This window comes from Cryobacterium sp. N21, assembly GCF_002929575.1.
Classification (GTDB): Bacteria; Actinomycetota; Actinomycetes; order Actinomycetales; family Microbacteriaceae; genus Cryobacterium; species Cryobacterium flavum.
In genome coordinates, this window is record NZ_PJJQ01000036.1 from 98,427 (window position 1) to 123,943 (window position 25,517).

Genomic DNA, 25,517 nt, shown 5'->3' on the forward strand with positions numbered 1-25,517 from the left:
CTATTCACCTAGCTATGTATTCGCATATCACGTTAGGCCTAACCCGCGAATGGGTCAAGGATTGGCACGGGAATTCGCTATTGGTTATCGGCGAGATTCGCGTAATTCCTTCTGAAAGCAATTAAAAGACTAACGGAATCTTGTCCTTAATGGATGTGCCGGCGTCGCTCCCGCGGTCGATCGAGAGCGATTTGTCGTTCGAGAGTACGCTGTGCCGCATGAAAGCCGCCGTGTACCGCCATTACGGACCCCCGAGCTTCGTGCACGTCGAGGAGGCGTCGCCTCCGGTGCCGAATGCAGGAGACCTGCTCGTGCGGGTCTTTGCCAGCACGGTCAATCGCACGGACTGCGGGTTTCTCAGCGGCAAGCCCCTCGTGGTGCGGCTGTTCAGTGGACTGCGAGCGCCCAGGGCGGCGATTCTGGGCTGCGAATTCGCCGGCGAGATCATGGGCGTCGGTACCGGCGTCAGCGCATTCGCAGTCGGCCAGCGGGTGTTCGGCTACAACGGCGTGAAATTCGGCGGCCATGCCGAGTATCTGACCATCGCCGAGACCGGGCTCGTTGCCGAGATCCCGGCCGGGACATCGTATGAGCAGGCAGCGCCGATCATCGAGGGCGCCCACTACGCGCTCAACATGATTCGCGCGGCACGGGTCGCGGCCGGACAGAATGTGCTGGTTAACGGCGGTACGGGAGGTATCGGGTCGGCCGCCGTGCAACTTCTGGTGCAACTCGGCGCCCGTGTCACCGCGATCTGTGCCACCGCCCATCTGGCCCTCGTGGAATCGCTCGGCGCCGAACGAGTCGTGGATTACCGCAGAGAGGACTTCACCGGCCTCGACAATGAATTCAACGTTGTGCTCGATGCTGTCGGCAAGAGCTCCTTCGGACGGTGCCGGAGCCTTCTCGTTCCGGGCGGAATCTATGTTTCGTCGGAGCTCGGCACCCTGTGGCAGAACCCGGTTCTGGCGCTCACAACGCCCCTGCTGCGCCGGAAGCGAGTGCTGTTTCCCATTCCCCGGGACACGCGCGAGGACGCCCTATTTCTGCAGGGGCTGGTCGCCTCGGGTGAATTTCGGCCGGTGATCGATCGAAGCTACCCGCTCGAGCAGATTCGTGAAGCCTACGAGTACGTGGCGGCCGGCCAAAAGATCGGTAACGTCGTCATTCGCATGCGCGAGGAGTGACCGCAGCAGTAGTTCCGACGGCTTGACGCTCGCGGAACGCGATCATGTTCATGCGGTTACCGCAGCGCACGCTGCAGAAACGTTTGGACCCGTTGCGGGAGAGGTCGAGAACCAGGCCGGTGCAGTCATCCGCTTCGCAGATTCGCAGGCGCCGCATTTCGTCGCTGCGAATCACGTCGATCAATGCCAGGGCAGCCTCCACGCGCATCCGCTCGCCGAGGGGTGCCTCGGGCACCGTGGCGTGCAGGTGCCAGTCCGACACGTCGTGGCGGGCGAGCTGGGGGAGGGCCCTGGCCTCGCGCAGGATGCGGTTGACCTCGGTGACTGCATCATCGCGGTCGAGGGTCCAGACCCGGCGAAGCAGCGCGCGGGTCTGCCGCACGTCGAGCAGTTCGGCATCGTTGCCGTCGATGCGGCCGGTGAACGGAATCGGCGCGAGCAGCGCGGCGAGGTCGGCGACCGTTTCGAGTTCGTCACGGCCACTGCGCGAAGCGCCCGGATCGGTGTCGCCCAGAAGCACCACGAATTCGAGAGCCTCCTCAGTGTCAGGGGCAAAATGCAAGTTGACTCCTTAACAAATCGGTTCTACTGTCAGTGGCGTAGGCCAGTTTAGACCATGACGGGCCCGTGTCGTCCGAAGGAGAAGCATGAAGATCTCGTCCCTGCCGGGAGGCCTGATCGTCGCCGCCCTTGCCGCCATCTCGTTTGGAACATCAGGCGCTCTGGTCAAGCCGATGCTCGAGGCCGGCTGGTCACCGACGGCGGCCGTGACAGCCCGCGCGTTGACCGCCGGGCTCGCGCTGCTGCCGCTCGCGCTGTATTCGCTGCGCGGGCGTTGGGCTGCCCTCTGGCTGGGTCGCTGGCGGGTGCTCGGAATGGGCATCGTCGGTGTCGCGTGCACGCAACTGGCCTATTTTGCCGCGCTGCAGACCATTCCGGTCACGACCGCGCTGCTCATTGAATTTCTCGCACCGCTAATTCTGGTCGGCTTTGTCTGGGTGACGACCAAACGGATGCCGCGCCGCACGGTTTTGCTCGGCTCGACTCTCGCCGTAGGCGGGCTGCTCCTCGTGATCGGGCCCGGCGCCATTCGGGCCGTCGATCCGGTGGGAGTGCTGTTCGCCTTCGGCGCGGCCATCGCCTGCGCCGTGTTCTTCGTGGTGGCCGCCCGCCCTGCCCAAGGCTTGCCGCCGCTCGCGCTGGCGGCGTTCGGGCTGCTGGTCGGGGGTGGTGTGCTGGGTTTGCTCGGCCTGACCGGCCTGCTCCCGTTCACCGCATCGTTTCGTGACCTGTCCCTGCTCGGCACGGTCGTGCCGTGGTGGGTGCCGCTGCTCGCCCTGGCGACTATCAGTACCGCGATCGCCTATGCGGCCGGCATCACGGCGGCGGGAATTCTCGGGTCGAGGCTCGCCTCGTTCGTGGGCCTGCTCGAGGTTATCTTCGCGTCGCTCTTCGCCTGGCTGCTGCTGGGCGAAGTGCTGACGCCGCTGCAACTGCTCGGTGGGGTCCTGATTCTGGGAGGCATCGCAGCCGTGGGGGAGGAGCGCGTCGAACTGGCCGCCGAGGCGCTGCCGCCCGACGAGCCGGAACTGCCGCACGCGCACGGGGACGCGCAGCGCGACGAGGCCACCGCCTCCGATGCGGCGAAAGCCGACGCATCCGCTTAGGCGATCAGCACCGGGGCCGGATCGTCGATGGTCGGTGGGTTCAGCACGACCTCGAGGGCGTCAGCACGGCCGAGCGAACCGGGATAGTTGTAGCGGGCAAAGCGCCCGGTGGGGTCATTGGGGGTCTGCGGAACGGCAATCGACGACCGGCGGATGATCTCCGCAACGATGTCGGTCACCGCGGTCGGCAGCGTCTGTGCGGTGCGACCGCGCAGGCGAACGGATGCCCGTGGCCCGCTCTCCGCGCCGAACCGCAGCGTGAGCATGCGGGTGTGGGCGCGCTTTCGGTCGAACATTTCGAGTCGGGCCCACACGATGTCAGCCAGCGGCACGACTCGGCGGCCGGCCCGCAGTTCGTTCCTGTCGAAGCTCACCCAGGCCTGCGGGTAGCGCAGTCGCTGCACCAGGTAGAGCACCAGGAACACCGGCACGATGGCTCCGAGGGCCATCAGGAAACCCCACCAGATCGAGATATCGAAACTTCGAGCGGTCGTGGTTCCGAGATTGATCGGCACGATGCCGAGCATGATGCCGTTCAGCGGGGTTACCGCGAAGGTGCCCCACCAACCGGCCCGGTCCAGTCGCAGCCAGCCTGCAGGCAGCGGCTCTGGAGTCGGCGCGGTGGATTCGCTCATGCCTGCAACGTACCAGGCACCGCCCTGTGCTCGGGCGGCGAGCGTCAGACCAGGCCGGCATCGTGAACGCAACGGGCGATGTGCACCCGGTTGGCGGCGTCGAGTTTCGTGAACAGGTGCCCGACATGCGTCTTGACCGTGGCGACGCCCATGAACAGTTCGGCGGCGATCTCCGCATTCGAAAGCCCGCGCCCGATCGCGATCGCCACCTCGGTTTCGCGTTCGGTCAGTTGGCCGAGCACGGTCTGAGCACGCTGCTGCCGGTCATCCGGGGCACGGATCACGGTCGCGATGAGCTGAGCGGTGACGCTCGGCGACAGCATCGGCTCTCCGTGGACGACCCGGCGCACCGCTGCGACGAGCTCGGCCGGCGGGGTGTCCTTGAGGAGAAAACCTGCGGCACCGTGCCGCAGGGCGGTGAGCACCATTTCGTCGGTGTCGAAGGTGGTCAGCACGATCACCCTGGCGGGGTCGCCGCGTTTCTGCAGCGCGCGGGTGGCCGCCAGTCCGTCCAGAAGCGGCATGCGGATGTCCATGAGGACGACATCGGGGGTCTCCCGGCCGATCAGTTCGAGCGCGGCGTGGCCGTCGCTGGCCTCCCCGACGATCTCGATCGCCGGGTCTCCGCCCAGAATGAGGCGCAGACCGGTGCGCACCAGGGCGTCGTCGTCAACGAGCACTACTCGCACGCTCAGGTCCATGGCAGCCATGCTTGCAGAAGAAAGGTGCCATTGGGTTCGATGCCGTGGCGGATGCGGCCACCGACGAGGTCGGCGCGCTCCTGCAGGCCAATCAGGCCGACGCCGCTTCCGGGCGGGCTGGCGGCGCGTGCTCGGGGATCGATCGGATTGCGCACGTCGAGGTGGAGCAGGTCGCCGGAGTGCTCGATCCAGAGGGTGACCGGCTGGCCGGTCGCGTGCTTGCGGGCGTTGGTGAGCGCTTCCTGCACGATGCGATAGGCGGTGCGGGAGACTGTCTTCGACGGCCCGGCGGCGGCGTCTGACCAGGCCGCGACGGAGGTATCCGTCGTCTGGAGAGTGATCGCGGTGCCGGCCTCACGCGCCTCGGCTATGAGCTTGGGCAAGTCGGCGAGTGTGGGCTGCGCGGGTTCGGCCGTGCCGTCGCCAGTCTGCCCGCCGCGCAGCACGCCGAGTACCTGTCGCAGCTCGGTCAGGGCGAGGTGGGCGTTGTCCTGGATAATGCCGGCGGCCTGCGCCGTCTCGTCCCGGGTGAGATCGGTGCGATAGGTGAGTGCGCCGGCGTGCAGGGCGACGAGGGAGATGCGGTGGGCCAGTACGTCGTGCATTTCGCGGGCGATGCGAGTGCGCTCGGTGCCCCGGGCCGACTCGTCGCGCAGGGCCTGCTCGCGTTCGGCGTTCTCGGCACGCTCGCGCAGACTGATTAGCAGGTCCCGGCGCGCTCCGATGTAGAAGCCGGTGGCGACGCAGACGGCGTAGATCGCGATCGCGATCAGACCGGATGCCCAGGGCACCGGGTAGACCGCAAGATCGGCGACCCGCGCTCGCACGATCACCTCGTAGATTCCGGTGGCGAGGCACCAGATCGCGCCGACCACCACAGTCCCGCCCCAGCGACGCCGGGTGCTCATTGAGATGGCAGCCCAGATGGCCGCTGCGAGCGCTGACGCCGACAGGGCCGAGAGCGCGGCTGTCACGGAGGCGATCACGAACGGGTGGCGACGACGCAGCGGCAGCAGGGTGAGGGCGACGACGCCGAGCAGAAGGTCGAGGAAGATGAGACCGCCAAGGACCGATTCTGACGCTGCGCTATCCGAGAACTCACCGGTGTAATCGGCGAAGACCAAGAGTAGAAACAGCAGGGCCGTTATAGCCGTCACGAGGTACCGCCAGATACGCGACCAGGGTCGCAAACCGGACGGGTGCCCGCGGTCGATCGATTCCACAACGGTGGGAGCAGGCCAGGGGATCATTGTCCCAGCGTATGGGGGGAGCGTTCCCACCCGCCTCCACCCCGCGTCTCGTCCGCCTGCGACTAAAGGGGGAGACGATCGAGACCCCGGGTCGATCCGCCCGGCTGTCCGCGCCGCAACCATGGAGGCATGATCAACGCAGAACACCTCACCAAGCGCTACGGCTCCCGGCTGGCCGTCGACGACGTCTCCTTCAACTGCCGCCCCGGCCGGGTCACCGGTTTCCTCGGCCCGAACGGGGCCGGTAAATCCACCGTGATGCGCATGCTGTGTGCGCTCACCGCCCCCAGCACGGGGCGAAGTCTCGTGCTCGGGCATCCGTTTCGAGAGTTACGTAACCCCGGCCACCAGGTGGGCGTGCTGCTCGACGCGAGTGCCCAGCACGGCGGACGCACCGGCCGGGAAATGCTCTCGGTCTCGGCACAGCTCATGGGATTGTCGGCCGGCCGCGTACGGCAGATCGTCGACCACGTCGGGCTGACCGCGCGTGAAGCGGATGCCCGCACCCGCACCTACTCCCTCGGCATGCGCCAGCGGCTCGGGCTCGCGCACGCCCTGCTCGGCGACCCGCAGGTGCTGATTCTGGACGAGCCGGCCAACGGACTGGATCCGGCCGGCATCCGCTGGATGCGCGGCCTGCTGCGTTCCTTTGCGGATGCCGGTGGCACGGTTTTGCTGTCGTCTCACCTGCTGCACGAGGTCGAGGCAATGGCCGACGACCTCGTGATCATCGGTAACGGGCGCATTTTGGCCCAGGGCAGCGCGGACCAGCTGCTGGCGGTGCCCGGAACCCGGGTGCAGAGCCTCGACAACGACGGACTGCTGGCTGAGCTGATCGCGGCCGGCCATGCGGCGGACGCGACGAGCGACGGGGTGTCGACCGGGGCATCCGTCGTGGACGTCGGGCGGATCGCGCTGGCCGGCGGCATCGTGCTGATCGACCTGCGGCCCGCCGAAGCCTTCGGGCTGGAAGAACTGTTCTTTGACATGACCGCCCAGCATGGGCGAGACGAAGTCGCAGCATGAGTACCCTGACCGCACCCGCCCAGCGCCTGGAGCCCGCCGTTCGACAAAGCGTCGAGGAGCACGGCATCCCGTTCGCCCGACTCTGCCTGGTGGAATTGCGTAAGCAGATTGACACCCGGGCCGGGCTCTGGCTGCTGATCGTGATCGGGCTGGTCAACACCGGCCTCATCGTCCTGACCCTGACCACGGCCCCGCCCGCGGAACTCACCTGGGCGAACCTGACGAACGCGGCGTCCATGGGGCAACTCGTGCTGTTGCCGCTCATCGGCGTGATGGCGGCGACGAGCGAATGGTCTCAGCGCACTGCTCTCACGTCCTTCGCGCTCGAGCCGCGGCGAACGCGGGTGAACCTCGCAAAGCTGGCATCCGCTGGTGTGCTCGGGCTGATCGTGATGTCACTGACCCTCGTGGCCGGTGCGCTGATGAACGTCATCGGTATCGTCTTCCGCGGGGGCGACGGCTCGTGGGCGATGGACTGGCCAGTGCTCGGCGGTGCCGCGCTGGCCCTGCTGATCCTGGTCGCACAGGGAGTCGCGTTCGGCCTGGCACTGTTGAGCACGCCCATTGCCATCGTGGCTTATCTCGCGCTGCCGACGGTGTGGACCATTCTCACCCTGTTCATTTCCGGTCTGGCGGAGCCGGCCCGCTGGCTCGACCTGAACGTCACGCTTCTGCCGATCATGTTGGGGGCAGAAGTGAGCGCGACGGGATGGGCGCAGCTGGCTACTTCGGTCGCGGTCTGGGTGGGACTGCCGCTTCTCGTGGGGCTCTGGCGCACGGCGCGCCGCGACGTGGCCTAGCGCACGTCGCTGCTACCGCCGGCGGGGTGGGAGGCAGGACATGGGGCGTTTGTTGGCATCTCGCGCGCGAGACGACAACAACGGCCCCATGGGAGTCGCGCTGCATCTGCGAGACGACGACAACCGCCCCATGGGTGAAAGACCGGGACTGAAAGACCGGGAGTGCGCTCACCGCCCGAGGGCGCGGATGCGCCGCAGCGCGAGCGCTGCCACGAGCGCCCCGGCGACGGCCAGCCAGAGGGCAGCTCCCAGCCCGGTAGCTTCGAGCCCGGCCGCCCCGGGCCCGGCCGCACCGACCTGCACAGTCAGACCGCCGGCGACGATGAGAACGATGAGCAGAGCATCCGCTTGCCACGCGATCGCGTTGAGAATCGACACGTCGCCCACCGGGGTCGGGATGGGCAGGAGCAGACCGATCGGCATCGGACCTTTGGCGCAGTCCAGAACGCGCACGAGCACGATGAAGGCGGCCAGCAGCATCCACCAGGCAACATTATTGTTATCGCCCATTGCCCCCAGTGAGCCGAAGGTGATGGCGGCGAGAACGGGGACAACCGCGTGAGAACCGATCATGCTGAGGGCGCTGCGCCCATACAGCGACCCCGGAGTCGCGTTGTCGGCGGCGTTTCGCAGGCCGTCGCACCAGACGCCCACTCCCAGGTAGGCCAGCGATACCCCGGCGAGCGCCGTGATCCAGGCGATGCCCTCTGGCATCGTCGACGTTACGGCGGTGAGCCAGCCGGCACCGACGAGAGCCATCGAACCGAGAGCGATGCGCACCGGGAACCGCCCGGCAGCAATGAGATCGCGCTGCACGATCGCCACCAGCAACGGTCCGGTCAGGGGCATCCGCCGGCGTCGACCGCGAGTCGGTGGGTCGCGCAGCGCTCCAGAGGCCCCGGCGACGTCGCCGGTCTGCACCAATGCTGAGATGGACTGCCAGCGCCGCGATTGCGCCATCATCTCGTCTGCGCGCAGGTTGCCCAGCAGCGCGGGCACGCCCAGGAGCGCGAGCGACGACAGGGCGAGGGCTAGCGCCGGCCACCAGACGGTCGGCTCCCCAAGGCCCTGCCAGAGCAGGGCGATCCAGCCCCACGGCGTGAACGGAAGTGTGCCGTCAACAGTCACCGTTGCGCCGGTCACCGTGACGACGAAGGCGAGGCCGACCGTGAAACGCCGCGGCAGGCTTTGCCCTACCAGCCAGAGCCCGGCGAGCAGGCCGGAGAATCCGAGACAGCCCAGCACGACCAGCACCGCCGAAACGGATGCCGCCGCGCCGCCGACCACCCGCGCCGCGACCACGAGACCCACCGCTGCAACGACCGAACACGCGAGCACGGCCCCGCTCGCCAGAAAAGGGCGGAGCACAGTAGCACTGCGGGGGAGGTCGCTGCCGACCAGAAACTCCGTGAGGAACGGACTCGGCACCACGGGACCGCGGGTGCGACCGAGCAGCAGCGCACCCGCGGCGAGCAGCGCCGCAATCATTCCCACGATCCGGGCGCTGCCCGGAGAGCTGAGCGCCGCCACAACCTGGGGCTGGGCCAGGCCGCGCACGATCGCCACCACGGCCGGAGCCGCGATGAGGGCGGTGACGAGCGCCGAGACGTAAATCAGGTAAACGGTGTCGCTGGGCGTAGCGGCCCGGCGTTCGGCCAGCACCGATCGCGCCGACCTGAGCGTCGGCTTCACGGTTGCCCGAGCGTCACGGTTGCCCCAGCGTCACGGTCGCGTCAGCGATGGAGGCCACCAGCTCTGCGCTGTGACTGGCGATCACAACGGATGCGCCACGGTCGATTTCTCGGCGCACCGCCGCCGCAACGAGATCCCGGCGGTGCGCATCCAGGCGTTGCTCCGGTTCGTCGAGGATGAGCACGTCGAAGGGCCGAACGAGGGCCGTGGCCACCGCCAGCAACTGGGTCTGCCCGGAGGAGAGCTCGTTCACGAACCGGTTGCGCAGTTCGAAGATGCCGAGAGCTCGCATGGTAGCGTCCGCGGCATCCGTTGCGGTGGAGCCGGTGCGGCCCCAGGTAGTGGCGATGAAGCGCAGCTGTTCGTGCATGGTCAGCTCGCGTGCGAAGGCCGGGAGGCCGATGCGGGCCGAGATCCCGCGCCGAGCGGTGCGGCTGCGTTCATCGACGGGACGGCCATCGAGTAGCGCCGTGCCGGTCGTTGGTCGCAGATGCCCGCTGAGGAGGCGCAGCAGTGTGGTCTTGCCCGAACCGTTCGCCCCCCGAACGGCAAACGCCGTGCCCGGCGGCACAGCGAACGACACCGGCGCGAGCAGCATCTCCGAGTCGATCGAAACGGAAACGGCATGGGCTTCGAGGTGGGACACAGCTCTTATCCTCTCGCACCCGCTGGCGGCCGCGCGCGTTCGGAACGCCGCGGCATCCGCTGGAGCCAGTCATGGGGCGTTTCCTGACTTGTCGCGGGTGAGATGCCAACAACGGCCCCTTGAACGCTGCGCGGCGAATTCGAGATGTCAACAATGGCCCCCTGAGCGATCTGAGGCAGCCGGATTGGCCTCTGCAACAGCGTTCCGGGTCGACTCGGAGACCACCTCGATCTAGGCTGGCAGCCATGACCGGCAAGAAGGAGCGTAACGACGGGGCACCCACCGACGCCCGACTGAGCGTGGCTCGATACCAACTCAAGCGGATGCTTCCGCCCGATCCGGCAGACACGCCCGCGCCGACCGACAATGACCCCGAGCCGAACACTGCCGGGCAATCCATGATGGAAGCTCGCGCACAGTACGTGGAAATGGCTATTCAGCAGGCCATTCGTCGCGGTGAGTTCGACAACCTGCCGGGTGCGGGCAAGCCGCTCGCGAACCTCGAGCGTGGGTATGACCCGGACTGGTGGATTCGGCAGAAGATCGAGAGCGAGAAGATCACCGGGCTCGGGCCGCCGGCCCTCACCCTGCGCACCGAGAACGCCGAGCTCGACGCGCGGCTGGACAGTGCGCAGTCTGAGGCTGCGGTCACCGAGATTCTCAGGGATTTCAACAGCCGGGTGGTGTCGGCACGCCGGCAGCTGCAGGGTGGGCCGCCCGTGGTCACGCCCACCCGGGACGTGGCCGAACACGTCGCGCTGTGGCGGGAGCGCCGGGCCGCCCGGAGCGACGCGGCCCGGCAGCAGCGGGAGAGTGAGGCCGCATTGCTCGCCGCCCTGACCTGGCGGGAACGCCGCCGCGCTCGCCGCCGCTGAACGAAATGGCCATCGGCTACACCAATGACGTCGGCTACGTCGGCCGGTTGCTGCTCGTCCACGACGGAACCTGGCCGATCGACGGAGACGCGACCGCTGAACTCAAGCACAAGCTCGCTGAATCACTCTGGTGGACCTTCGTACTAGCCGACAAGCTCGACATTGATATCGACCAGGCATTCACCGGCACCATGACGACCATTCGCACTAATCTCGAGGCCACGAGCGAACGCACGAAACCGTAGGGAACAAATTGGCGCAGCAGGCGTTGGGTTTGCCATGAAGACAATTGTGTACAGCGAAACCGGTGACCCGTCCGTGCTCCACCTTGTCGATCGAATGGTGACCGAACCCGGAGCCAGCGAAGTGCGCGTGCGCATCATGGTGAGTGGTGTGAACCCGACCGACTGGAAGTCGCGGCGCGGCTCACAACCGGGAGAATCTCTGGCTTTTCCCGACGTGGTGCCGAATCAGGACGGCTCGGGACTCGTCGACGCCGTCGGAACCGGAGTCTCGAACGTGGCCGTCGGTGATCGCGTCTGGCTCGCGCTCGCCGCCTACCAGCGGGCCAACAGCGGCACCGCCCAGGAATACGCGGTAGTCCCCGCAGAACGTGTGTTTCTGCTGCCCGCCGCGGCCAGTTTCGACCAGGGCGCCAGCCTCGGAGTGCCGGCCGTCACCGCCTACCGCGCCCTTACCGTGGCCGAGGACGGGCCGCGGCGCCTGCATCCGGGCGCGCTCGACGGCAAGATCGTGCTCGTCGCGGGCGGCGCCGGTGCCGTCGGTCACGCCGCCATCCAACTCGCTCGCTGGGCCGGAGCGACGGTGATCACGACGGTGAGCGGGCCGGTCAAAGCGGCCCTCGCGAAAGCCGCCGGCGTCCACCACGTCGTCACGTACACCGACTCCGATGTCGCCGCTGAAATTCGAGCCATCGCACCCGATGGAGTCGACCTCATCGTCGAGGTAGCCCCCGCCCAGAACTCCGACCTCAACCTTAAGGTTATTCGCAACCGCGGCTCCATCGCCGTCTACGCCAACAACGGCGGCGATCTGATGACCCTCGACGTGCGCAAACACTTCAGCCTCAACGTGCGCTACCAGTTTCTGCTGCTTTACACGGTCGGCATCGAAGTCGTGCAGCAGGCCGCAGCGGCCATCCATGAAGCACTCGTCGACGGCGCGCTGCCCATTGGAGCGGATGCCGGACTCCCACTGCACCGCTTCGACCTGGCGCAGACAGCCGATGCCCACGCCCTCGTCGAGAGCGGCGCCACTGGCAAGGTACTCATCGACGTTTCGGCGAGCTGACCCGCGGTGGCCAAATCAGGAGATCCTGCCGGGTGTCGAACGGGCGCCGCGTGTTTTTGGTCACCAAGGATGCCCGAGGTGCGTTCTTCCTCAATTAGCCCCCGAGATGGCCGAGACATAACTGAAACGCACCCTCGTCGCGAACGACGAGGGTGCGTTTCAGGCGATCGAGGGTTCTAGTACTCGCGGCGCGGGGCGCGCGGCGGGCGATCATTCTGCTCGGCGGAGCGTGAAGCGCCGCCCTTGTCGGCCCGCAGCTCGATGAGCTTGCCGCTGATGCGGGTGTTCTCCAGCTTGGAGAACACGTCGCCCGACAGGTCAGCGGGCAGCTCGACCAGCGAGAACTCCGGCAGAATCTTGATGTGCCCGAAGTCGTCGCGGCTCAGGCCACCCTCGTTGGCGAGGGCGCCGACGATCTGACGCGGCTCCACCTTGTGACGCTTGCCGACCTCGATGCGATACTGCGCCATCGGCTTGCCACTGGAGCGCACCGGGCGTTCGCTGCGAACCGGACGGTCGTCGCGGGTGCCGTAGCTACCGCGGTCGTCGCGGCTGCCGCCACGGTCATCGCGATTGAAACGATCGGGGCGGTCGGATCGGCCGCCACGCTCCGGGCGGTCGCCGCGCTGCTCCGAGCGCTCAACGCGCTCGTCGCGTTCGATGCGCTGCTGGGCGCGAACATCCTCGGCGGACAGCAGCAGGGGAGTCTCGCCCTGCGACACCACGGCCAGAGCAGCGGCCACGTCGACCTCTGGCACATCGTGGTGGGAGACATAGTGCGCGATAATATCGCGGAACTTGCTGATGCGATCGGTCTCATCCAATGCCGCGGTGATGGCATCGTCGAAACGGGTCAGGCGCGTCACGTTGACGTCCTCGACGCTCGGCAGCTGCATTTGGGTGAGCGGCTGCCGGGTGGCCTTCTCGATCGCGGTGAGCAGGCGACGCTCGCGCGGGGTGACGAAGCTGATCGCGGCTCCCGAGCGGCCGGCCCGGCCGGTGCGGCCGATGCGGTGCACGTACGACTCGGTGTCGATCGGGATGTCGTAGTTGACGACGTGGCTGATGCGCTCCACGTCGAGGCCGCGAGCAGCGACATCCGTTGCGACGAGAATGTCGAGCTTGCCGCTCTTGAGCTGGTTGATGGTGCGTTCGCGCTGCACCTGCTGCACGTCGCCGTTGATCGCCATGGCCGAATAGCCGCGGGCGCGCAGCTTCTCGGCGAGAAGCTCGGTCTCGTTCTTGGTGCGGGCGAAGATGATCATGCCCTCGAAGTTCTCGACTTCGAGAATGCGGGTGAGCGCGTCGAGCTTCTGCGGGTACGACACCATCAGGTAGCGCTGGGTGGTGTTGGCGCTGGTCGTGGTCTTGTTCTTGACCGTGATCTCTTCGGGATCGTGCAGGTACTTCTTGGAGATGCGGCGAATCTGCGCCGGCATCGTGGCCGAGAAGAGGGCGACCTGCTTGTCGTCCGGGGTGTCGGCCAGAATCGTCTCGATGTCCTCGACGAAGCCCATGTTCAGCATCTCGTCGGCCTCATCGAGCACCAAAAACTTCAGCTCCGTGAGGTCAAGGGTGCCCTTGGCCAGGTGATCCATGATGCGGCCGGGAGTACCGACGACGATGTGCACGCCGCGACGCAGGGCCGACAGCTGCTGACCGTAACCCTGTCCGCCGTAGACCGGCAGCACGTGCACGCCGCGCATGTGGGCAGCGTACTTCTCGAAGGCCTCACAAACCTGCAGGGCGAGCTCGCGGGTGGGCGCGAGTACGAGGGCCTGCGGGTTCTTCTGCGACAGGTCGAGACGGTTCAGAATCGGCAGCGCGAACGCGGCCGTCTTTCCGGTACCGGTCTGGGCGAGTCCGACGACGTCGCGGCCCTCCAGCAGCGGGGGAATAGTGGCGGCCTGAATGGCCGAGGGGGTTTCGTAGCCGACGACTTTAAGCGCCTTGAGCATGGCGTCATTGAGTCCGAGATCGGCAAATGTCTTGGTTGCAGTGGCAGTTTCTGCCTCGTTCTGCGCTGCGGTGTCTGGTGCGGTCATAGTACAACGGTAGTCGAAGAGTTCGCCCGCGGCGTAAAGGCTCGTCCGGCGACCGGGAAAGCGGATGCAAGCAGCCGCGGCATCCGCTTACTCAGTGCGCTGGTCGACCTGCGCCCGAGCCCGCTCGCGGCACGTGTTTGAGAGGTTCGCCCCTGTTTGAACCAGTGCCAAACTCTCAAACCAGTGCCACGAGCGCCATGCAGACAATTGACCCACGCTCAGGCCGGGCTGTAAGACTTGATGCATGGAACAACGCGTAAATTTCATCACCCTGACCACCAGCGACCTCGAGGCGGTTCGCACGTTTTATCGTGACGGCCTCGGCTGGACACCGCTTGTGGATGTTCCCGGTGAGATCGTCTTCTTCCAGGTTGGTCCCGGCCTCATGCTCGGCCTGTTCAACGCTTGGAAGTTCGACGAAGACTTACAACGCGAACACACAACCACCGGTGCGACCGGCATCACCCTCTCGCACAACCTCAAAAGCCGGGACGACGTCACTGCAACGATTGCCGCCATGAAAGCCGCCGGCGGAACCGTGCTGAAGCCCGCCCAGGACGGCGCCTTCGGCGGCATCTTTCACGGCCACGTCGCCGACCCGAACGGCGTCATCTGGGAGATTGCGCACAACCCCGGCTGGCACGTCGACGATGACGGAACCGTGTCGCTCGGCTAATCCTTCAGAAGCTAAGCCTTCAGAAGCTAAGCCTTCAGAAACTCGATCGCAGCCTCGCGGAACGGCCGTGACGTGGGCGCGTTGAAGTGGTTGCGGCCGGGAATCTCGAAGAAGCCACCGTTCGGTGTGGCCTCGGCCAACGCCCTGGATGCATCGAGAATGCTGTCCTCACTTCCGGTCGCGAACAACACCGGTTGGTTCGGCGCGTTGGTCGGTCCGGGCTGCGGCCCGCCACGCATTCCTTCGACCAAGGCAACCAGCGCCGCGAGGTCATTGCCCGGCTGGGCCTTTGCCATCTCGAGGAAGATGCCGGTGAGGCGATCGGTTACTTCGGTGCCGTGCTCGAGGTGGGCGCGGGCATCCGCTATCTGAAAACGTTTCAGCGGATCGCCGTCGGGAATGCCGCCGAGCACCGCCTGCGTGATGCGGCCACCCATTTCGCGGGCGGCCTGCCAGCCGACGCGGGCGCCGAGGGAGTAGCCGACGTAGCGCACCTCGGTGAGCAGGTAGGCGTCGAGTACGGCCTCGACGTCGCCGACCAGCAGCTCCATCGTGTATGCGTCGGGGGAGTGCGGCTTGTCGCTTGCGCCATGGCCACGCTGGTCGATGCCGATCACGTGAAAGCCGGCGCGGGTGAGGTCGCGAGTCCAGCCGGTGGCGTGCCAGTTCGCGATCGCGCTCGACGCGAAGCCGTGCACGACGAAAACGGTCGGATTCTCGGGATCTCCGAGCTCATAGGTGGCCAGCTGCACGCCGTCCAGGGACGGAACAAAACGGTGCTCGGGCGCGGTTCGGTGCAACATCTCCCTATCTCACCACGGATGCTGCGGTCGCTGTCTACCACAATCGCTCACCACCGCCCCGCGCCGGTTACGCTGGGCCAACGGTAATCGAGCGAGAGCAGTGCAGTGAACGAGAACACATCCGGGCTCAGCCCCGAGGTCATCGAGGGCGTTTTCAACCTCGCCCGCGACGGCCAGACCGGTCCGCTGAGCGAAATGATCGACGCCGGAGTCGGCCTCAACGTTCTCAACCCGCGGGGCGACACCCTGCTCATCGTCGCGGCCTACCAGCAGCACCCCGAGACCGTCGGTGAGCTGCTTCGGCGCGGGGCGGACGCATCCGTTGTGAACGCCATGGGTCAGACCGCGATCTCGTGTGCGGTCTTTCGGGGTAACGAAGCCATTCTGCGGCTGTTGCTCGAAGCGGATGCCGACCCCCGCCTCGGCACGCACAGTGGGGTGGCCATCGCCGACCAGTTCGGCCTGCCCCGCATGCGCGAGATCATCGAGTCGTACCCGCGCGACTGACTGCCCGCGCGACCGACCGCACACAAAAAGGGCGCCTCCCGAGGGGGAGACGCCCTGGCTGCTGGTGGGTTGGTTAGCGGCCGAGTCCGAGGCCGAGGCCACCGAGAACATCGTTGACGATCGAGTCGACCGAGCTGTTGATGTCGCCGCTGTTGACATCTTCGACGTCGACTCCGTCGACATCGGTGCCGTTGCCGGCGTCAATCGGTGCGGCGATGGGGGCTTCGATCGGTGCGACCACGTCGTTGCCGTTGCCGACGGACGCGCCGTTGCCGACCTCGTTGCCCGAGGCGACGTCACCGTTGAGCGAGTCTGAAACGAGCGGGCCGTTGACGACTCCGCCGTTCACCAGACCGCCGTTGGCCACGCCACCGAGCGAGGTATCGTTGCCGAGCACGCCGTTGCCGGTCGAGTCGTTGCCGGAGAGGTTGAACAGGTCGCCGATGAGGTCGAGGCGGTTCTGCTTCGAAGAGCTGTCCGTGGAGGTGCTGGTACTCGTCGTGGTGCTCGTGCTGTCGCCGTCGAACGCCTGGGCTGGGGCGACGAAGCCACCAATGATAAGAGCGGATGCCGCGGCGCCGGTGATGCCCAGCGCGGTGATCTTGCGAATGTTCGTGTGCTTCGTGATCGCGTTCATGAGAGCTCCAATTCGTTGTTCTGTTCCGGCCTCGAGGTCTTTTCGGGCCGCACAGATGGTCCGGAGCCCCGGCCAATGTGGTTTGGTCGGCATGCCCCAAATGGGTGCCGCCGACCGCTCTGAGCTGGGCGCGCAACCGCCGTGACCCGCCAGGATCGCCGCGGCGAGGGGCATCCGCTCGTCGCGGAGGCAAAACCTGAAAAGAAGCTGGCAACCGAGCAATCGCGAGCAATTTTAGGCGAGAAGGCTCACGACCCGGTCGCGCAGCAGATTGCTGCGCTCGGTGAAACCGCGCTGGCGGCGCACGTACTCGGCTTTGCCCTCGGGGGTCTCGACTTCGACCGGCGCATAGCCCCAGTCGCTCAGGTCGTAGGGGGAGGCCTCCATATCGAGCCGGCGAATGTCGCGCGCGAGTTCGAAGGAGTCAAGCAAAACTTCACCGGGAACCAGGGGCCCGAGCTTGATTACCCACTTATAGATGTCCATTCCGGCGTGCAGGCAGCCGGGCTGCTCCATCGCCGGCTGGTTCTCCCGGGTCGGCTGCAGCCGATTGAGCGGCAGGGCTGCGGGAGTGAAGAATCGAAAAGCGTCAAAATGGCTGCACGCTATGCGGCTTTCGGCGACGACGGCATCGGTGTCGCTCTGGCCGAGGCGCAGCGGCGCGACGTGCCGGTGTTCGCCCTGGCGGTAGACCATCGCCCACTCGTGCAGGCCGAAACAGCCGAAGTGGGCCGGTTGTTGCCGGGTGGCCGTGAGGAGATTTCCGATGAAACGGATGACGCGCTCGTTCTTTTCGGAGAAGGCCGCAGCATCCACCTGGCTGGCGGTGCCTATCGTGCGATACCACTTCCAGCTGGCGCGGGGGTCGTCAGCGGCGTCCTGCAGCAGCACGCCGGCACCGGGATGCCAACGGCGCAGCAGGCCGGGACGAAACGGGTAGTAGGTGAACAGAAAATCGTCGACCGGATGCGTCTGACCGGTCGCCGCGCGCTCGCGCCTGGCCCGAGTGAGCGCGTCCGCGCGGTGTTCGTGGTCCTGCTCGAGGCTTCGCCACTTGGTGGCGCCGAGCACGCGAGTCTCCGTGTTCACTGTCACTGTCACGTGTCAGTTGCACCCGCCCCGCCGTCAACCGTGGCGAGTGGGCGGCCCAGGCCGACCGCGGGCAGCACAACGCCGTCGATCAGCTGAATGAAGAAGTCGCGATTGACCGGTTTCTGCAGCACCAGCACGCGGTAGATGGCCATGGACTGGCTGAGCATGGCGAGGTTATCGATGTCGGAGTGCTCCGAAATTTCGCCACGGTCAATGGCGCGCTGCAGCAGAATGCGATTAGCGGATGCCCGCGGCTCCACGATCGCCGCCCGCGCCACCTCGGCGAGCTCGGGGTTGCGGGAGATCATCGACATGAGTCCGGCCATGATGCGCATCTTGCGGGCGCCATCTTCGATGGCGTGCGGCTTGATCATGGCCACGAGGTCGCCGCGTAGAGTGCCGGTGTCTGGCAGGTGGTCGCGGTCGAAGTCGCCGCGTTTCATGCAGGCGACGGCGTCGATGACGAGTTCGCCCTTGGATGGCCAGCGACGGTAGAGCGTGGCTTTGCCCGCCCTGGCCCGGGCGGCCACCATTTCCATGGTCATTCCGTCGTAGCCGGTTTCGGCGAGTACTTCGAGGGCGGCGTCGAGAATGTCGGGGTCGCGGGTGTGGTCGCGTTTGCGCCCCAGTTTCGGGGCCTCCTCGACGGTCTCCTCGAGCGGGCTCGCATCGAGCGTCATCGCTGTCCCCCTTCACTATGCTTGGTGTTTCGTGCCCGGTGTTTCGTTCTCGTAAATTATCGCATATTCAGAAACTGTTAAGATCCGGAACTACTCAGTTTCGTATAGAGTGTCCGACATGTCACAGACTGCCTCCGTCGCGTCGCTCGAAATCGTCGCCGCACCACCCACCTCCCGCCGCTGGTGGACCCTGTGCGTGGTCGGGCTCGCCCAGCTCATGGTCGTACTCGATTCCACCGTCGTCAACATCGCCCTACCGTCGGCCCAGGCCGACCTCGGCTTCTCCAACGGCGACCGCCAATGGATCGTCACTGCCTACTCCCTCGCCTTCGGTAGTCTGCTGCTGCTCGGCGGTCGCCTCTCCGACCTGATCGGCCGCAAACGCACCTTCATCATCGGTCTGATCGGATTCGCCGTCGCGTCGGCGCTGGGCGGAGCGGCCGATAGCTTCGGCATGCTGGTCGGAGCCCGCGCCCTGCAGGGAGCATTCGGCGCACTGCTCGCCCCGACCGCCCTCGCGGTGCTCACCACGACCTTCACGATTCCCAAGGAACGCGCCCGTGCCTTCGGTGTGTTCGGCGCGATCGCCGGCGCCGGCGGTGCCGTGGGCCTGCTCCTCGGCGGGTACCTCACCGAAAACTTCGACTGGCGCTGGAACCTCTACATCAACGTCGTCATCGCCGTGATCGCCATCGTCGGCGCGGCCATCTTCGTCAGCCACGCCATGCGCACAGGGCCTCGCCCCAAGCTCGACATCCCCGGCACGTTGCTCGTCTCCGGTGCTCTGTTCGGACTGGTCTACGGATTCTCCAACGCGGAGACCGACGGCTGGGATTCGATCCTTACCTGGGGAACCCTGTCAGCGGCGGGGATTCTGCTGGTCGCTTTCGTGCTCTGGCAACGCAAGGCGGCGCATCCGCTTCTGCCGTTGGCTATCGTGCTGGATCGCAACCGTGCTGCCGCGTACATCTCGATCCTTATTGCCGGAGCGGGCATGTTCGGCATCTTCCTGTTCGTGACCTACTACCTGCAGACCTCGCTGCACTACTCACCGATGCAGACCGGCCTGTCCTTTTTGCCGATGATCGCCATGCTCGTGCTCGCCGCGCAGCTGTCGACCAACATTTTCGTGCCGCGATTTGGCCCCAAAGTTTTGGTTCCGCTCGGCATGAGCCTCGGCGCGATCGGCATGATCTATCTCACTCACCTCGACCTGAACAGTGTCTATGTGCTCGACGTGCTGCCGCCGCTGATGATTCTCGGACTCGCGATGGGAACGATCATGCCCGCCTCAATGCAGACCGCCACCCTCGGGGTCGACGGCCAGTTCGCCGGCGTCGCCTCGGCCATGGTCAACACCAGCCAGCAGGTCGGTGGATCCATCGGCACCGCGCTGCTCAACACCCTCGCGGCCACCGCGGCCACCAACTATGTCGCCGCCCACCTGCCCGCGACGGCAGCGGTCGCCGCCCAGGCCGCCGTGCAGAGCTACGCGGTCGCCTACTGGTGGGGTGCGTCGTTCTTCATCGTCGGCGCCATCGTGGCTGCCTTGCTGTTTCGCCGCATCGGGCACGGCATCTCGCTGCGCCACTGAGAATGCGCCACTGAAATGCCCAGCCTCGAAGCTGCCCGCTACCCGCGTCGAGAGCGGATGCCCGGCCTCGGCCGTGCAGACCTCGCCTGGGTCTGCGCTAATTCAGGCCAAGCACGACCAGCGCCGCCTCGAGTTCGCGCCGGGCGGCATGGTCGAGTCCGAGCAGGGGCAGCGGCAGGTTGGGCGAATTCACGAGACCTAGCGATTCCGCCGCTGCCGACACGACCCGCAGGCTGCCGTAGCGTTGAAAAAGCGCCCACAGCGGTTCGAGTCGGTCGGAGGCAGCGACGGCCGCCGCACTGCTTCCAGTTTGCGCGGCACGCGTGATGGCGAGTGCGGTCTCGGGAAACAGGCCGGCGAGCACGCTGTACCAGGCATCGGCACCGCCGAGCAGTCCGCCGGCCGCGAGCCAGTCCCCGGAGACGCCGATCGTGACATGCGCGGGAATCACGGCGCGGAGCACGGCGATTCTCCCAGGGGCCTCTTCGACGGCGATCCCCGGAATCTTGATCGAGCCGATTTTGGGAAGCGCGGCAATACGACCGTGCAACTCGTCACTGAACGTGACGTGGGTGGTGCCGGGGTTGTCGTAGACGACGAGCGGAACGGATATTTCTGCTGTGACGGCCTCGTAGAGTCCGAACACCTCATCGTCGGTCAACGGCTGATAGGTCATCGGCGCCAGCAGTACCGCGGCGGCGCCGGCGCTCTGGGCATCCGCTGCGAGGTTGAGCACGTCGCGGGTGCGGAGTGCGCCGATTCCAACGATGACCGGGGTCGTCCCGGCCGCCTCGACGGCAGTGCGTGCGGCCCAGGCCCGCTGTTCACGGCTGAGGTAGGCGTACCCGCCGGTGGAGCCGAGCGCACCGATCGAGTCGACGCCGGCATCTGCCAGCCGGGTAACCAAACCGACGAACGCCCGCTTATCGATGCCCTTTTCGTCGATCGGGGTGAGGGGAAATGCGCTGAGTCCAGTGAACAGAGTGTGCCCCTTCGTCGGTGTGCGCGCCTTGCGGCGCTCTGACCATCCTCCCGTACGTTGCGAGATCGGATTGGCCGCTCGTTCCGCAATGTAGGGCCAATCCACTGATGGAGGCCGCGCTGAGTGGGGCGTGATCAGTCTTCCGGTCGCGACGGCGCCGCTGGTCGAGCCTGTCGAGCCTGTCGAGCCCGCCATAGTCCTTGCGGTGGCTGTCTGCGCCGCCCAGCCATTCCGGGTGCCGGGTGCCGAGCTCCGGGTGCTGGGTGCCTTGGGCCGTTCGGGCTTATTTGTTCCAGTTGGGTTTCTCGGCGGGGATGGCGGCGCGGTTTTGGCCGGCGGGGCGCCAGGTTTGGGTGGGGTCGAACAGGAGGGGTCCGCGTACCCAGGGTCGGCCGTCTCGCATGTCGATGTCCCAGCCGGAGGTGTCGATGCTGGAGTGGCTGGCGTTGCAGAGAAGGACTGCGTTGTCGATATCGGTGAGGCCGCCTTTCTGCCAGGGGACGACGTGATGAGCCTGTGCCAGGTGGGGTGGCACGGTGCAGCCGGGGATGGCGCAGCCGCCATCTCGGGCGGCCAATGCTCGGCGTTGACTGGCGCTGAAGCACCGGTTGCTGGTGCCGAGGTGCAGGATCGTGCCGGTGTGGCCGAACAGCACGGGTTGGTAGCCGCCGGCGCAGATGAGTTCGTCGACCTGGCCGGGGGTGAGGGGGCCGTCGATGCCGTCGATCCAGCCGGCGCCGCGGCCGTCGAGGAGGTCGTTGATGTTGATGTGTACGAGCACGGTGGGGGCGGCGGCGCCCATGGTAGGGGTGCCGGGGTGCCGGGCTGCGGCTTCGAACACGGCGCGGAGGATCCCGGCCTGCTTCTCACTGCGGGAGCGGGTGTCGTCGGGTTGCTGCGGACACGGACCGTGCGGGTCGGGGCTGTGCGGGTCGGGATTGAGCGAATCGGGTGGGTCGTTATTATCGACCTCGACCTCGGTTTCGGATCCCGCTCCCGCCTCATTGCCGGTGCGGTCGCTCTCGATGTGGCTGGTGCCGGTACTGGTACTGGTGCTGGAGTCTGCGGGTTCGGTCTCGTGGAAGGCGACTCGGGCGCGCGGAGTGGCAGCGGGGGTAGCGCCGGTCACCCGGGTGGTGTCGGCGACCCGAGTCGTACTGGAGGTCGTACCGGTCGCCGTGCCGGTCGCCGTGCCGGACGCCCGGGTCACGGCGCCGTCGGCGCCGGGAACCGGGTTGGCCGCGGCGGCGGACAGGTACGCATCGAAAACGTTGCCGATGATGGCGCGGTCGAGGGTGGTGAACCAGCCGTTGAGGCTGTAGCCGCCATTGCTGAGGGTGCCGAAGGTGAGCCAGCTGCGCCGTTCGGTCGGGGCCTCGCCGGGCGCGCTGCCGTCGGGGGCGAGGCGTGCTTTCCACTGGATGCCCTGTTGCCGCAGCAACTCCGGCGCAAACGCTATGCCGGCACCGGGGAGCCCCTCGGTTTCGGGGATGATCGCACCGGAGCCGCTGGCCACCAGAGAGCGTTCGACCCGGTCGAGGTCCTCCACCAGCACGGAGGAGCGCAGGCCGTCGAGCACCTGCACGATCACCCGGGACTGTTCCAGGCCGAGCTCCCCGCCCTGCAGGGCCTCCCCGAGCACCGGGTAGGTGGGGGCCAGCGGGCGGCCGAGCAGCATCCGCTGGCCAGCTTTCTCACCGAGCACGGCCCGCTGACGTACTTCGTTGCGAGAGAGGCGGGCGAGGGTGCAGACCAGTTCGACGCCGCTGCGGCAGCCGAGCCGCCGGGCCAGCGTCGGCGCAGCCAGAGACGCCGCCGCACGCGCCACGCTCGGAGAAGCCGCATCAGCCGCAGCACCCTCCGGGATCACGGATTCCGCAGCAGCCTTGCCCGAACCAGCCTTGCCCGAACCAGCATTCTCCCGGGCGGCATTCTGCGCGGCGGCGGCGCTCTGATCAACAGCAGCCTGGGCGGCGGCTTTCGCTGCGGCAGCATCAAAGTATTCGGAGCGGCGCAGCACATCCGACGTGGAGAGCACCCGGGCCCCGTCGACCACCCGGCCCACGCTCTCCACCGCCAGCAGCAGGGTCAGTGATTCTTCATCACCCAGCAGCCCGAACGACACCCCGCCCAGTGCCGCCAACAGAATCTCCCGGGCCTGCTCCACCGCCACAATGACCGGGTTCGAACTGGCCTCGTTCGGGTTTTCCATGAACATGGGCGCCATTGCCTCCTTGACACCCATTCTACCGCAAATCGAACACAAAAACGATATAATCTCAGAAACATTTCTGAAAGCAATTTGGAAGGTCGACGCGGATAGCTTTAGCCTCGGTACCCCAGAATGCTTGTTTGCAAGCCGTTCGGGGTGTACTAGTCGCGTGACGGTTTGCCTTTACGACGGGATAATATCGAATTCAACAGCGGATTCCTGTCACGAAACGTACACGTCAGGGCTCCTTTTGATCGATGCACGCGGCGATCTGTGATGCTGAACCCATCTTCGCTGGGCGCAGCATCCAAATCTTGCCCTCGTTCCGGGCCTAGGCCTCGACTGCAGGCACGGTGGCCCCCGGCGAGACGCAGGCGCAGCGTCTGCCCCTGGCGAGCCGTCGACACAGCCACGCACACAATGACCATCCCAGCGAGGCGGCATCCACCGCGCCGTCCGGGGGTGAGCGCACCACGGTGAGCTACGCGGCCAGGGGAGCGGCTCCTGCCTGCCAGCGGATGGCGCGTACGCCGGACCGGGTGCCGTGCATGTTGTCATCGTGGCCGCGCCGGCGACGGCACTCGACCAGGTCCTCGGTCGGCATGATGTGCGGGTCGCGGCACGAGTTGTCGTAGCCGGTGTAGTCGATTTCAAGGAGGAGTTCGTCGTCAGTCATGGTTGAAGTTCCAGTTCAGCGGAGGCACCCCGAGGTGAGGTGTCCCGGCGAATGCAGATGCCGGATCACAGCGCTTGCCTCGAACCGATCGTGCAGTACACGACCCGATCTGAGGCCCGATGTCACTCTCCGGCAGCATCGGCGGAGCCGGTCTCTGCGTTCGAGGGTAAGTCGCCGCGGTGCGGATTGTCTGCAAGAAAGCGAAAATGTTTCATTTCGTTACACGGTGGTGATCTGGAGTTGACGTCGATCGGCCGGCTCGCCGCCCGGGCGTACCCTCGAATTATGAAACGTGCGCTCGCGCTGAGCCTGGTCACCGTGCAATTTCTGCTGCTGGGGGCTCTGGCCTTTCTGCCCCATGGCTCGCTGTGGTCGCCCGCCATCGGCATCATCGTGGCGGCCATCACGTTCGGTCTGGTCGGCGCCGCCCTCGCGGTGCTCGGCGTCGTCAGCCTGGGGCCAGCGTTGACCGCGAGTCCGATTCCGCGGGAGGACGCCCCGCTGGTCACCGGAGGTGTCTATGGGCTCATGCGCAGCCCGATTTACGCGGGACTCATGACCGGCGGTGTCGCACTCGTGCTGGTGGGGGCATCCGCTTGGCACGTCGTGGCGTGGCTCGCCCTGGTCGGCCTGCTTTCAGCGAAGACGCGGTGGGAAGAGCGGATGCTCGTGGCCGAGCACCCCGATTACCTCTCCTACGGCGCGCGGGTCGGGCGATTCTTTCCGGGCATCGGTCGGCTGGCCGAGCGCGGCTGATGCCCTTTCATGCTGGTTTCGGGTGTCGGGTAACGATTTTGCCGCCCGAGTGTTGGCCCCAGTATGACTATTCCGCTCTCCATTCTTGATCTCGCTCCGATTGCCCCCGGGCAGACCGCTCGGGAGAGCTTCGCGGCGAGTGTCGCGCTCGCCCAGACGGCCGAAAAACACGGGTACGAGCGCGTCTGGTATGCCGAGCACCACAACATGCCCACCATCGGATCGTCGGCGACGAGCATCCTGATCGGGCACGTCGCCGGGCAGACCAGCACCATTCGGCTGGGATCCGGCGGCGTCATGCTGCCCAACCACTCCCCGCTCGTGATCGCCGAGCAGTACGGCACGCTCGCCGAGCTCTACCCTGACCGCATCGACCTCGGCCTCGGCCGGGCCCCCGGCAGCGATCAGAACACCGCCAGAGCGATGCGCCGCGACCCGCGCGCCTCCGACCAGTTTCCGCAGGACGTCATGGAACTGCAGGCCTACCTGCGCGGCCAATCGATCGTGCCCGGCGTGCAGGCGGTTCCCGGTGCCGGCACCAACGTGCCGCTGTACATTCTCGGATCCTCACTGTTCGGCGCAGGTCTGGCCGCCGCCCTCGGTTTGCCCTACGCCTTCGCGTCACACTTCGCACCCGATGCGCTGCACGACGCCATCGCGCTCTACCGCCGCGATTTCACGCCGTCGGAGCAGCTTGCCACGCCGCACCTCATCGTTGCCGCCAACGTGATCGCGGCCGACGATAAAGCGGATGCCGTGGCCCAGTTCGAGACGACCCGCCGCACCAGGGTGCGCGGCATGCTCTCCCGCGGGCCGGCGACGCCTGAGTACAGCGACGACCAGATCGACCTGTTCCTGACCACGCCGGAGGGCCGCAATATCGCCAACATGATGCGGTATTCAGCGGTCGGCACCGCCGACGAGGTACGCGCCTATCTCGAGGAATTCGCCGAGGGAACCGGAGCTGACGAGCTCATTCTCGCGCACCAGTCGCCGCTCATCGAGGGCCGCCTGCGTTCGGTCGAATTGACCGCCGATGCCATGAATCTCGTATCGGCGTAGGTTTC

26 protein-coding genes are annotated in these 25,517 nt (G+C 66.6%); 12 read left to right on the plus strand and 14 right to left on the minus strand.

Annotated elements, in window-relative coordinates; all coding sequences use genetic code 11:
- Positions 1-218: 218 nt before the first annotated feature.
- On the plus strand, positions 219-1,187 hold the full coding sequence (locus tag CXY77_RS17120; RefSeq protein WP_104130776.1) for an NAD(P)-dependent alcohol dehydrogenase: 969 nt from the start codon (positions 219-221) through the stop codon (positions 1,185-1,187).
- On the opposite strand, the gene CXY77_RS17125 is transcribed toward CXY77_RS17120, so the two are convergent.
- Positions 1,165-1,749 (minus strand): CGNR zinc finger domain-containing protein, encoded by a 585-nt coding sequence (locus CXY77_RS17125; protein ID WP_092339585.1) that lies wholly within the window; start codon positions 1,747-1,749, stop codon positions 1,165-1,167. The two genes, CXY77_RS17120 and CXY77_RS17125, sit on opposite strands and share 23 nt — an antisense overlap.
- A gap of 85 nt (positions 1,750-1,834) precedes the next feature.
- Here CXY77_RS17125 and CXY77_RS17130 point away from each other — a divergent pair, with 85 nt between their 5' ends.
- Positions 1,835-2,854, plus strand: coding sequence for a DMT family transporter (locus CXY77_RS17130; protein WP_104130575.1), 1,020 nt, complete (start codon positions 1,835-1,837; stop codon positions 2,852-2,854).
- On the opposite strand, the gene CXY77_RS17135 is transcribed toward CXY77_RS17130, so the two are convergent.
- From CXY77_RS17135 to CXY77_RS17145, 3 genes are read right to left on the minus strand one after another with little or no spacing between them, the layout of a single operon-like run.
- A complete protein-coding gene (locus CXY77_RS17135) occupies positions 2,851-3,489 on the minus strand; it encodes a hypothetical protein (RefSeq protein ID WP_092339587.1) in 639 nt (212 codons plus the stop codon). The genes CXY77_RS17130 and CXY77_RS17135 overlap by 4 nt on opposite strands.
- A gap of 44 nt (positions 3,490-3,533) precedes the next feature.
- A complete protein-coding gene (locus CXY77_RS17140; RefSeq protein ID WP_198412851.1) occupies positions 3,534-4,199 on the minus strand; it encodes a response regulator transcription factor in 666 nt (221 codons plus the stop codon).
- A complete protein-coding gene (locus CXY77_RS17145; protein WP_104130576.1) occupies positions 4,181-5,440 on the minus strand; it encodes a sensor histidine kinase in 1,260 nt (419 codons plus the stop codon). The genes CXY77_RS17140 and CXY77_RS17145 overlap by 19 nt, the downstream gene beginning before the upstream one ends.
- 129 nt (positions 5,441-5,569) lie before the next feature.
- On the opposite strand from CXY77_RS17145, the gene CXY77_RS17150 reads away from it, so the two are divergent.
- Both CXY77_RS17150 and CXY77_RS17155 read left to right on the plus strand, forming a co-directional pair.
- Complete coding sequence (locus CXY77_RS17150; RefSeq protein ID WP_104130577.1) at positions 5,570-6,466, plus strand: ABC transporter ATP-binding protein; 897 nt, start codon at positions 5,570-5,572, stop codon at positions 6,464-6,466.
- The gene (locus CXY77_RS17155; protein ID WP_104090989.1) at positions 6,463-7,266 is read left to right on the plus strand and encodes an ABC transporter permease; all 804 of its coding nucleotides are present in this window, start codon (positions 6,463-6,465) and stop codon (positions 7,264-7,266) included. The genes CXY77_RS17150 and CXY77_RS17155 overlap by 4 nt, the downstream gene beginning before the upstream one ends.
- Positions 7,267-7,434: 168 nt before the next feature.
- Here CXY77_RS17155 and CXY77_RS17160 read toward each other — a convergent pair whose 3' ends face one another.
- Positions 7,435-8,958, minus strand: coding sequence for a hypothetical protein (locus tag CXY77_RS17160; protein WP_140425568.1), 1,524 nt, complete (start codon positions 8,956-8,958; stop codon positions 7,435-7,437).
- A 13-nt stretch (positions 8,959-8,971) separates the two neighbouring features.
- On the minus strand, positions 8,972-9,604 hold the full coding sequence (locus CXY77_RS17165; RefSeq protein ID WP_104130578.1) for an ABC transporter ATP-binding protein: 633 nt from the start codon (positions 9,602-9,604) through the stop codon (positions 8,972-8,974).
- Between the two features lie 245 nt (positions 9,605-9,849).
- On the opposite strand from CXY77_RS17165, the gene CXY77_RS17170 reads away from it, so the two are divergent.
- From CXY77_RS17170 to CXY77_RS17180, 3 genes are read left to right on the plus strand one after another with little or no spacing between them, the layout of a single operon-like run.
- Complete coding sequence (locus CXY77_RS17170) at positions 9,850-10,479, plus strand: DUF1992 domain-containing protein (RefSeq protein WP_233197493.1); 630 nt, start codon at positions 9,850-9,852, stop codon at positions 10,477-10,479.
- A 5-nt stretch (positions 10,480-10,484) separates the two neighbouring features.
- A complete protein-coding gene (locus CXY77_RS17175; RefSeq protein ID WP_174775009.1) occupies positions 10,485-10,724 on the plus strand; it encodes a hypothetical protein in 240 nt (79 codons plus the stop codon).
- A gap of 34 nt (positions 10,725-10,758) precedes the next feature.
- Complete coding sequence (locus CXY77_RS17180; protein WP_104130579.1) at positions 10,759-11,790, plus strand: NADPH:quinone reductase; 1,032 nt, start codon at positions 10,759-10,761, stop codon at positions 11,788-11,790.
- Positions 11,791-11,966: 176 nt separating this feature from the next.
- Here CXY77_RS17180 and CXY77_RS17185 read toward each other — a convergent pair whose 3' ends face one another.
- Positions 11,967-13,835 carry a DEAD/DEAH box helicase gene (locus CXY77_RS17185; protein ID WP_104130580.1) on the minus strand — a complete coding sequence of 623 codons (1,869 nt, stop codon included), beginning with the start codon at positions 13,833-13,835 and terminating at the stop codon, positions 11,967-11,969.
- A gap of 244 nt (positions 13,836-14,079) precedes the next feature.
- Here CXY77_RS17185 and CXY77_RS17190 point away from each other — a divergent pair, with 244 nt between their 5' ends.
- The gene (locus CXY77_RS17190; protein WP_104130581.1) at positions 14,080-14,511 is read left to right on the plus strand and encodes a VOC family protein; all 432 of its coding nucleotides are present in this window, start codon (positions 14,080-14,082) and stop codon (positions 14,509-14,511) included.
- Between the two features lie 26 nt (positions 14,512-14,537).
- Here the strand turns inward: CXY77_RS17190 and CXY77_RS17195 are convergent, their stop codons facing one another.
- Positions 14,538-15,314, minus strand: coding sequence for an alpha/beta fold hydrolase (locus CXY77_RS17195; RefSeq protein WP_104130582.1), 777 nt, complete (start codon positions 15,312-15,314; stop codon positions 14,538-14,540).
- A gap of 105 nt (positions 15,315-15,419) precedes the next feature.
- Between CXY77_RS17195 and CXY77_RS17200 the strand changes: the two genes are divergently transcribed.
- The gene (locus tag CXY77_RS17200; protein WP_198412850.1) at positions 15,420-15,821 is read left to right on the plus strand and encodes an ankyrin repeat domain-containing protein; all 402 of its coding nucleotides are present in this window, start codon (positions 15,420-15,422) and stop codon (positions 15,819-15,821) included.
- A gap of 73 nt (positions 15,822-15,894) precedes the next feature.
- Here the strand turns inward: CXY77_RS17200 and CXY77_RS17205 are convergent, their stop codons facing one another.
- The 3 genes from CXY77_RS17205 to CXY77_RS17215 all read right to left on the minus strand — a co-directional run bounded on the left by CXY77_RS17205 (position 15,895) and on the right by CXY77_RS17215 (position 18,230).
- Positions 15,895-16,458, minus strand: coding sequence for a hypothetical protein (locus CXY77_RS17205; protein WP_104130583.1), 564 nt, complete (start codon positions 16,456-16,458; stop codon positions 15,895-15,897).
- Between the two features lie 234 nt (positions 16,459-16,692).
- Positions 16,693-17,559: a 3-methyladenine DNA glycosylase gene (locus CXY77_RS17210; protein ID WP_104130584.1), complete on the minus strand. Its 867-nt coding sequence runs from the start codon at positions 17,557-17,559 to the stop codon at positions 16,693-16,695.
- On the minus strand, positions 17,556-18,230 hold the full coding sequence (locus CXY77_RS17215) for a TetR/AcrR family transcriptional regulator (RefSeq protein WP_104130585.1): 675 nt from the start codon (positions 18,228-18,230) through the stop codon (positions 17,556-17,558). Before CXY77_RS17215 ends, CXY77_RS17210 begins: the two co-directional genes overlap by 4 nt.
- A 118-nt stretch (positions 18,231-18,348) precedes the next feature.
- Between CXY77_RS17215 and CXY77_RS17220 the strand changes: the two genes are divergently transcribed.
- Complete coding sequence (locus tag CXY77_RS17220; protein ID WP_104130586.1) at positions 18,349-19,824, plus strand: MFS transporter; 1,476 nt, start codon at positions 18,349-18,351, stop codon at positions 19,822-19,824.
- A gap of 97 nt (positions 19,825-19,921) precedes the next feature.
- Here the strand turns inward: CXY77_RS17220 and CXY77_RS17225 are convergent, their stop codons facing one another.
- The 3 genes from CXY77_RS17225 to CXY77_RS17235 all read right to left on the minus strand — a co-directional run bounded on the left by CXY77_RS17225 (position 19,922) and on the right by CXY77_RS17235 (position 23,694).
- On the minus strand, positions 19,922-20,911 hold the full coding sequence (locus tag CXY77_RS17225) for a dihydrodipicolinate synthase family protein (RefSeq protein ID WP_369831312.1): 990 nt from the start codon (positions 20,909-20,911) through the stop codon (positions 19,922-19,924).
- A 178-nt stretch (positions 20,912-21,089) separates the two neighbouring features.
- Positions 21,090-23,033, minus strand: coding sequence for an HNH endonuclease signature motif containing protein (locus CXY77_RS17230; protein ID WP_158252867.1), 1,944 nt, complete (start codon positions 23,031-23,033; stop codon positions 21,090-21,092).
- Positions 23,034-23,499: 466 nt separating this feature from the next.
- Positions 23,500-23,694: a hypothetical protein gene (locus tag CXY77_RS17235; protein WP_104130588.1), complete on the minus strand. Its 195-nt coding sequence runs from the start codon at positions 23,692-23,694 to the stop codon at positions 23,500-23,502.
- Between the two features lie 285 nt (positions 23,695-23,979).
- On the opposite strand from CXY77_RS17235, the gene CXY77_RS17240 reads away from it, so the two are divergent.
- Both CXY77_RS17240 and CXY77_RS17245 read left to right on the plus strand, forming a co-directional pair.
- A complete protein-coding gene (locus CXY77_RS17240) occupies positions 23,980-24,450 on the plus strand; it encodes an isoprenylcysteine carboxylmethyltransferase family protein (protein WP_158252868.1) in 471 nt (156 codons plus the stop codon).
- Positions 24,451-24,513: 63 nt separating this feature from the next.
- Positions 24,514-25,512: an LLM class flavin-dependent oxidoreductase gene (locus tag CXY77_RS17245; protein ID WP_104130590.1), complete on the plus strand. Its 999-nt coding sequence runs from the start codon at positions 24,514-24,516 to the stop codon at positions 25,510-25,512.
- Positions 25,513-25,517: the final 5 nt, after the last annotated feature.

Bases quoted from the DNA above. Each gene is read 5' to 3' on its own strand.
- CXY77_RS17150 (WP_104130577.1), top strand. From the start codon at position 5,570: ATGATCAACGCAGAACACCTCACCAAGCGCTACGGCTCCCGGCTGGCC.
- CXY77_RS17195 (WP_104130582.1), bottom strand. From the start codon at position 15,314: ATGTTGCACCGAACCGCGCCCGAGCACCGTTTTGTTCCGTCCCTGGAC.
- CXY77_RS17190 (WP_104130581.1), top strand. From the start codon at position 14,080: ATGGAACAACGCGTAAATTTCATCACCCTGACCACCAGCGACCTCGAG.
- CXY77_RS17215 (WP_104130585.1), bottom strand. From the start codon at position 18,230: ATGACGCTCGATGCGAGCCCGCTCGAGGAGACCGTCGAGGAGGCCCCG.
- CXY77_RS17205 (WP_104130583.1), bottom strand. From the start codon at position 16,458: ATGAACGCGATCACGAAGCACACGAACATTCGCAAGATCACCGCGCTG.
- CXY77_RS17185 (WP_104130580.1), bottom strand. From the start codon at position 13,835: ATGACCGCACCAGACACCGCAGCGCAGAACGAGGCAGAAACTGCCACT.
- CXY77_RS17235 (WP_104130588.1), bottom strand. From the start codon at position 23,694: ATGACTGACGACGAACTCCTCCTTGAAATCGACTACACCGGCTACGAC.
- CXY77_RS17130 (WP_104130575.1), top strand. From the start codon at position 1,835: ATGAAGATCTCGTCCCTGCCGGGAGGCCTGATCGTCGCCGCCCTTGCC.
- CXY77_RS17170 (WP_233197493.1), top strand. From the start codon at position 9,850: ATGACCGGCAAGAAGGAGCGTAACGACGGGGCACCCACCGACGCCCGA.
- CXY77_RS17245 (WP_104130590.1), top strand. From the start codon at position 24,514: ATGACTATTCCGCTCTCCATTCTTGATCTCGCTCCGATTGCCCCCGGG.
- CXY77_RS17240 (WP_158252868.1), top strand. From the start codon at position 23,980: ATGAAACGTGCGCTCGCGCTGAGCCTGGTCACCGTGCAATTTCTGCTG.
- CXY77_RS17175 (WP_174775009.1), top strand. From the start codon at position 10,485: ATGGCCATCGGCTACACCAATGACGTCGGCTACGTCGGCCGGTTGCTG.
- CXY77_RS17155 (WP_104090989.1), top strand. From the start codon at position 6,463: ATGAGTACCCTGACCGCACCCGCCCAGCGCCTGGAGCCCGCCGTTCGA.
- CXY77_RS17230 (WP_158252867.1), bottom strand. From the start codon at position 23,033: ATGGCGCCCATGTTCATGGAAAACCCGAACGAGGCCAGTTCGAACCCG.
- CXY77_RS17180 (WP_104130579.1), top strand. From the start codon at position 10,759: ATGAAGACAATTGTGTACAGCGAAACCGGTGACCCGTCCGTGCTCCAC.
- CXY77_RS17145 (WP_104130576.1), bottom strand. From the start codon at position 5,440: ATGATCCCCTGGCCTGCTCCCACCGTTGTGGAATCGATCGACCGCGGG.
- CXY77_RS17140 (WP_198412851.1), bottom strand. From the start codon at position 4,199: ATGGCTGCCATGGACCTGAGCGTGCGAGTAGTGCTCGTTGACGACGAC.
- CXY77_RS17135 (WP_092339587.1), bottom strand. From the start codon at position 3,489: ATGAGCGAATCCACCGCGCCGACTCCAGAGCCGCTGCCTGCAGGCTGG.
- CXY77_RS17120 (WP_104130776.1), top strand. From the start codon at position 219: ATGAAAGCCGCCGTGTACCGCCATTACGGACCCCCGAGCTTCGTGCAC.
- CXY77_RS17220 (WP_104130586.1), top strand. From the start codon at position 18,349: ATGTCACAGACTGCCTCCGTCGCGTCGCTCGAAATCGTCGCCGCACCA.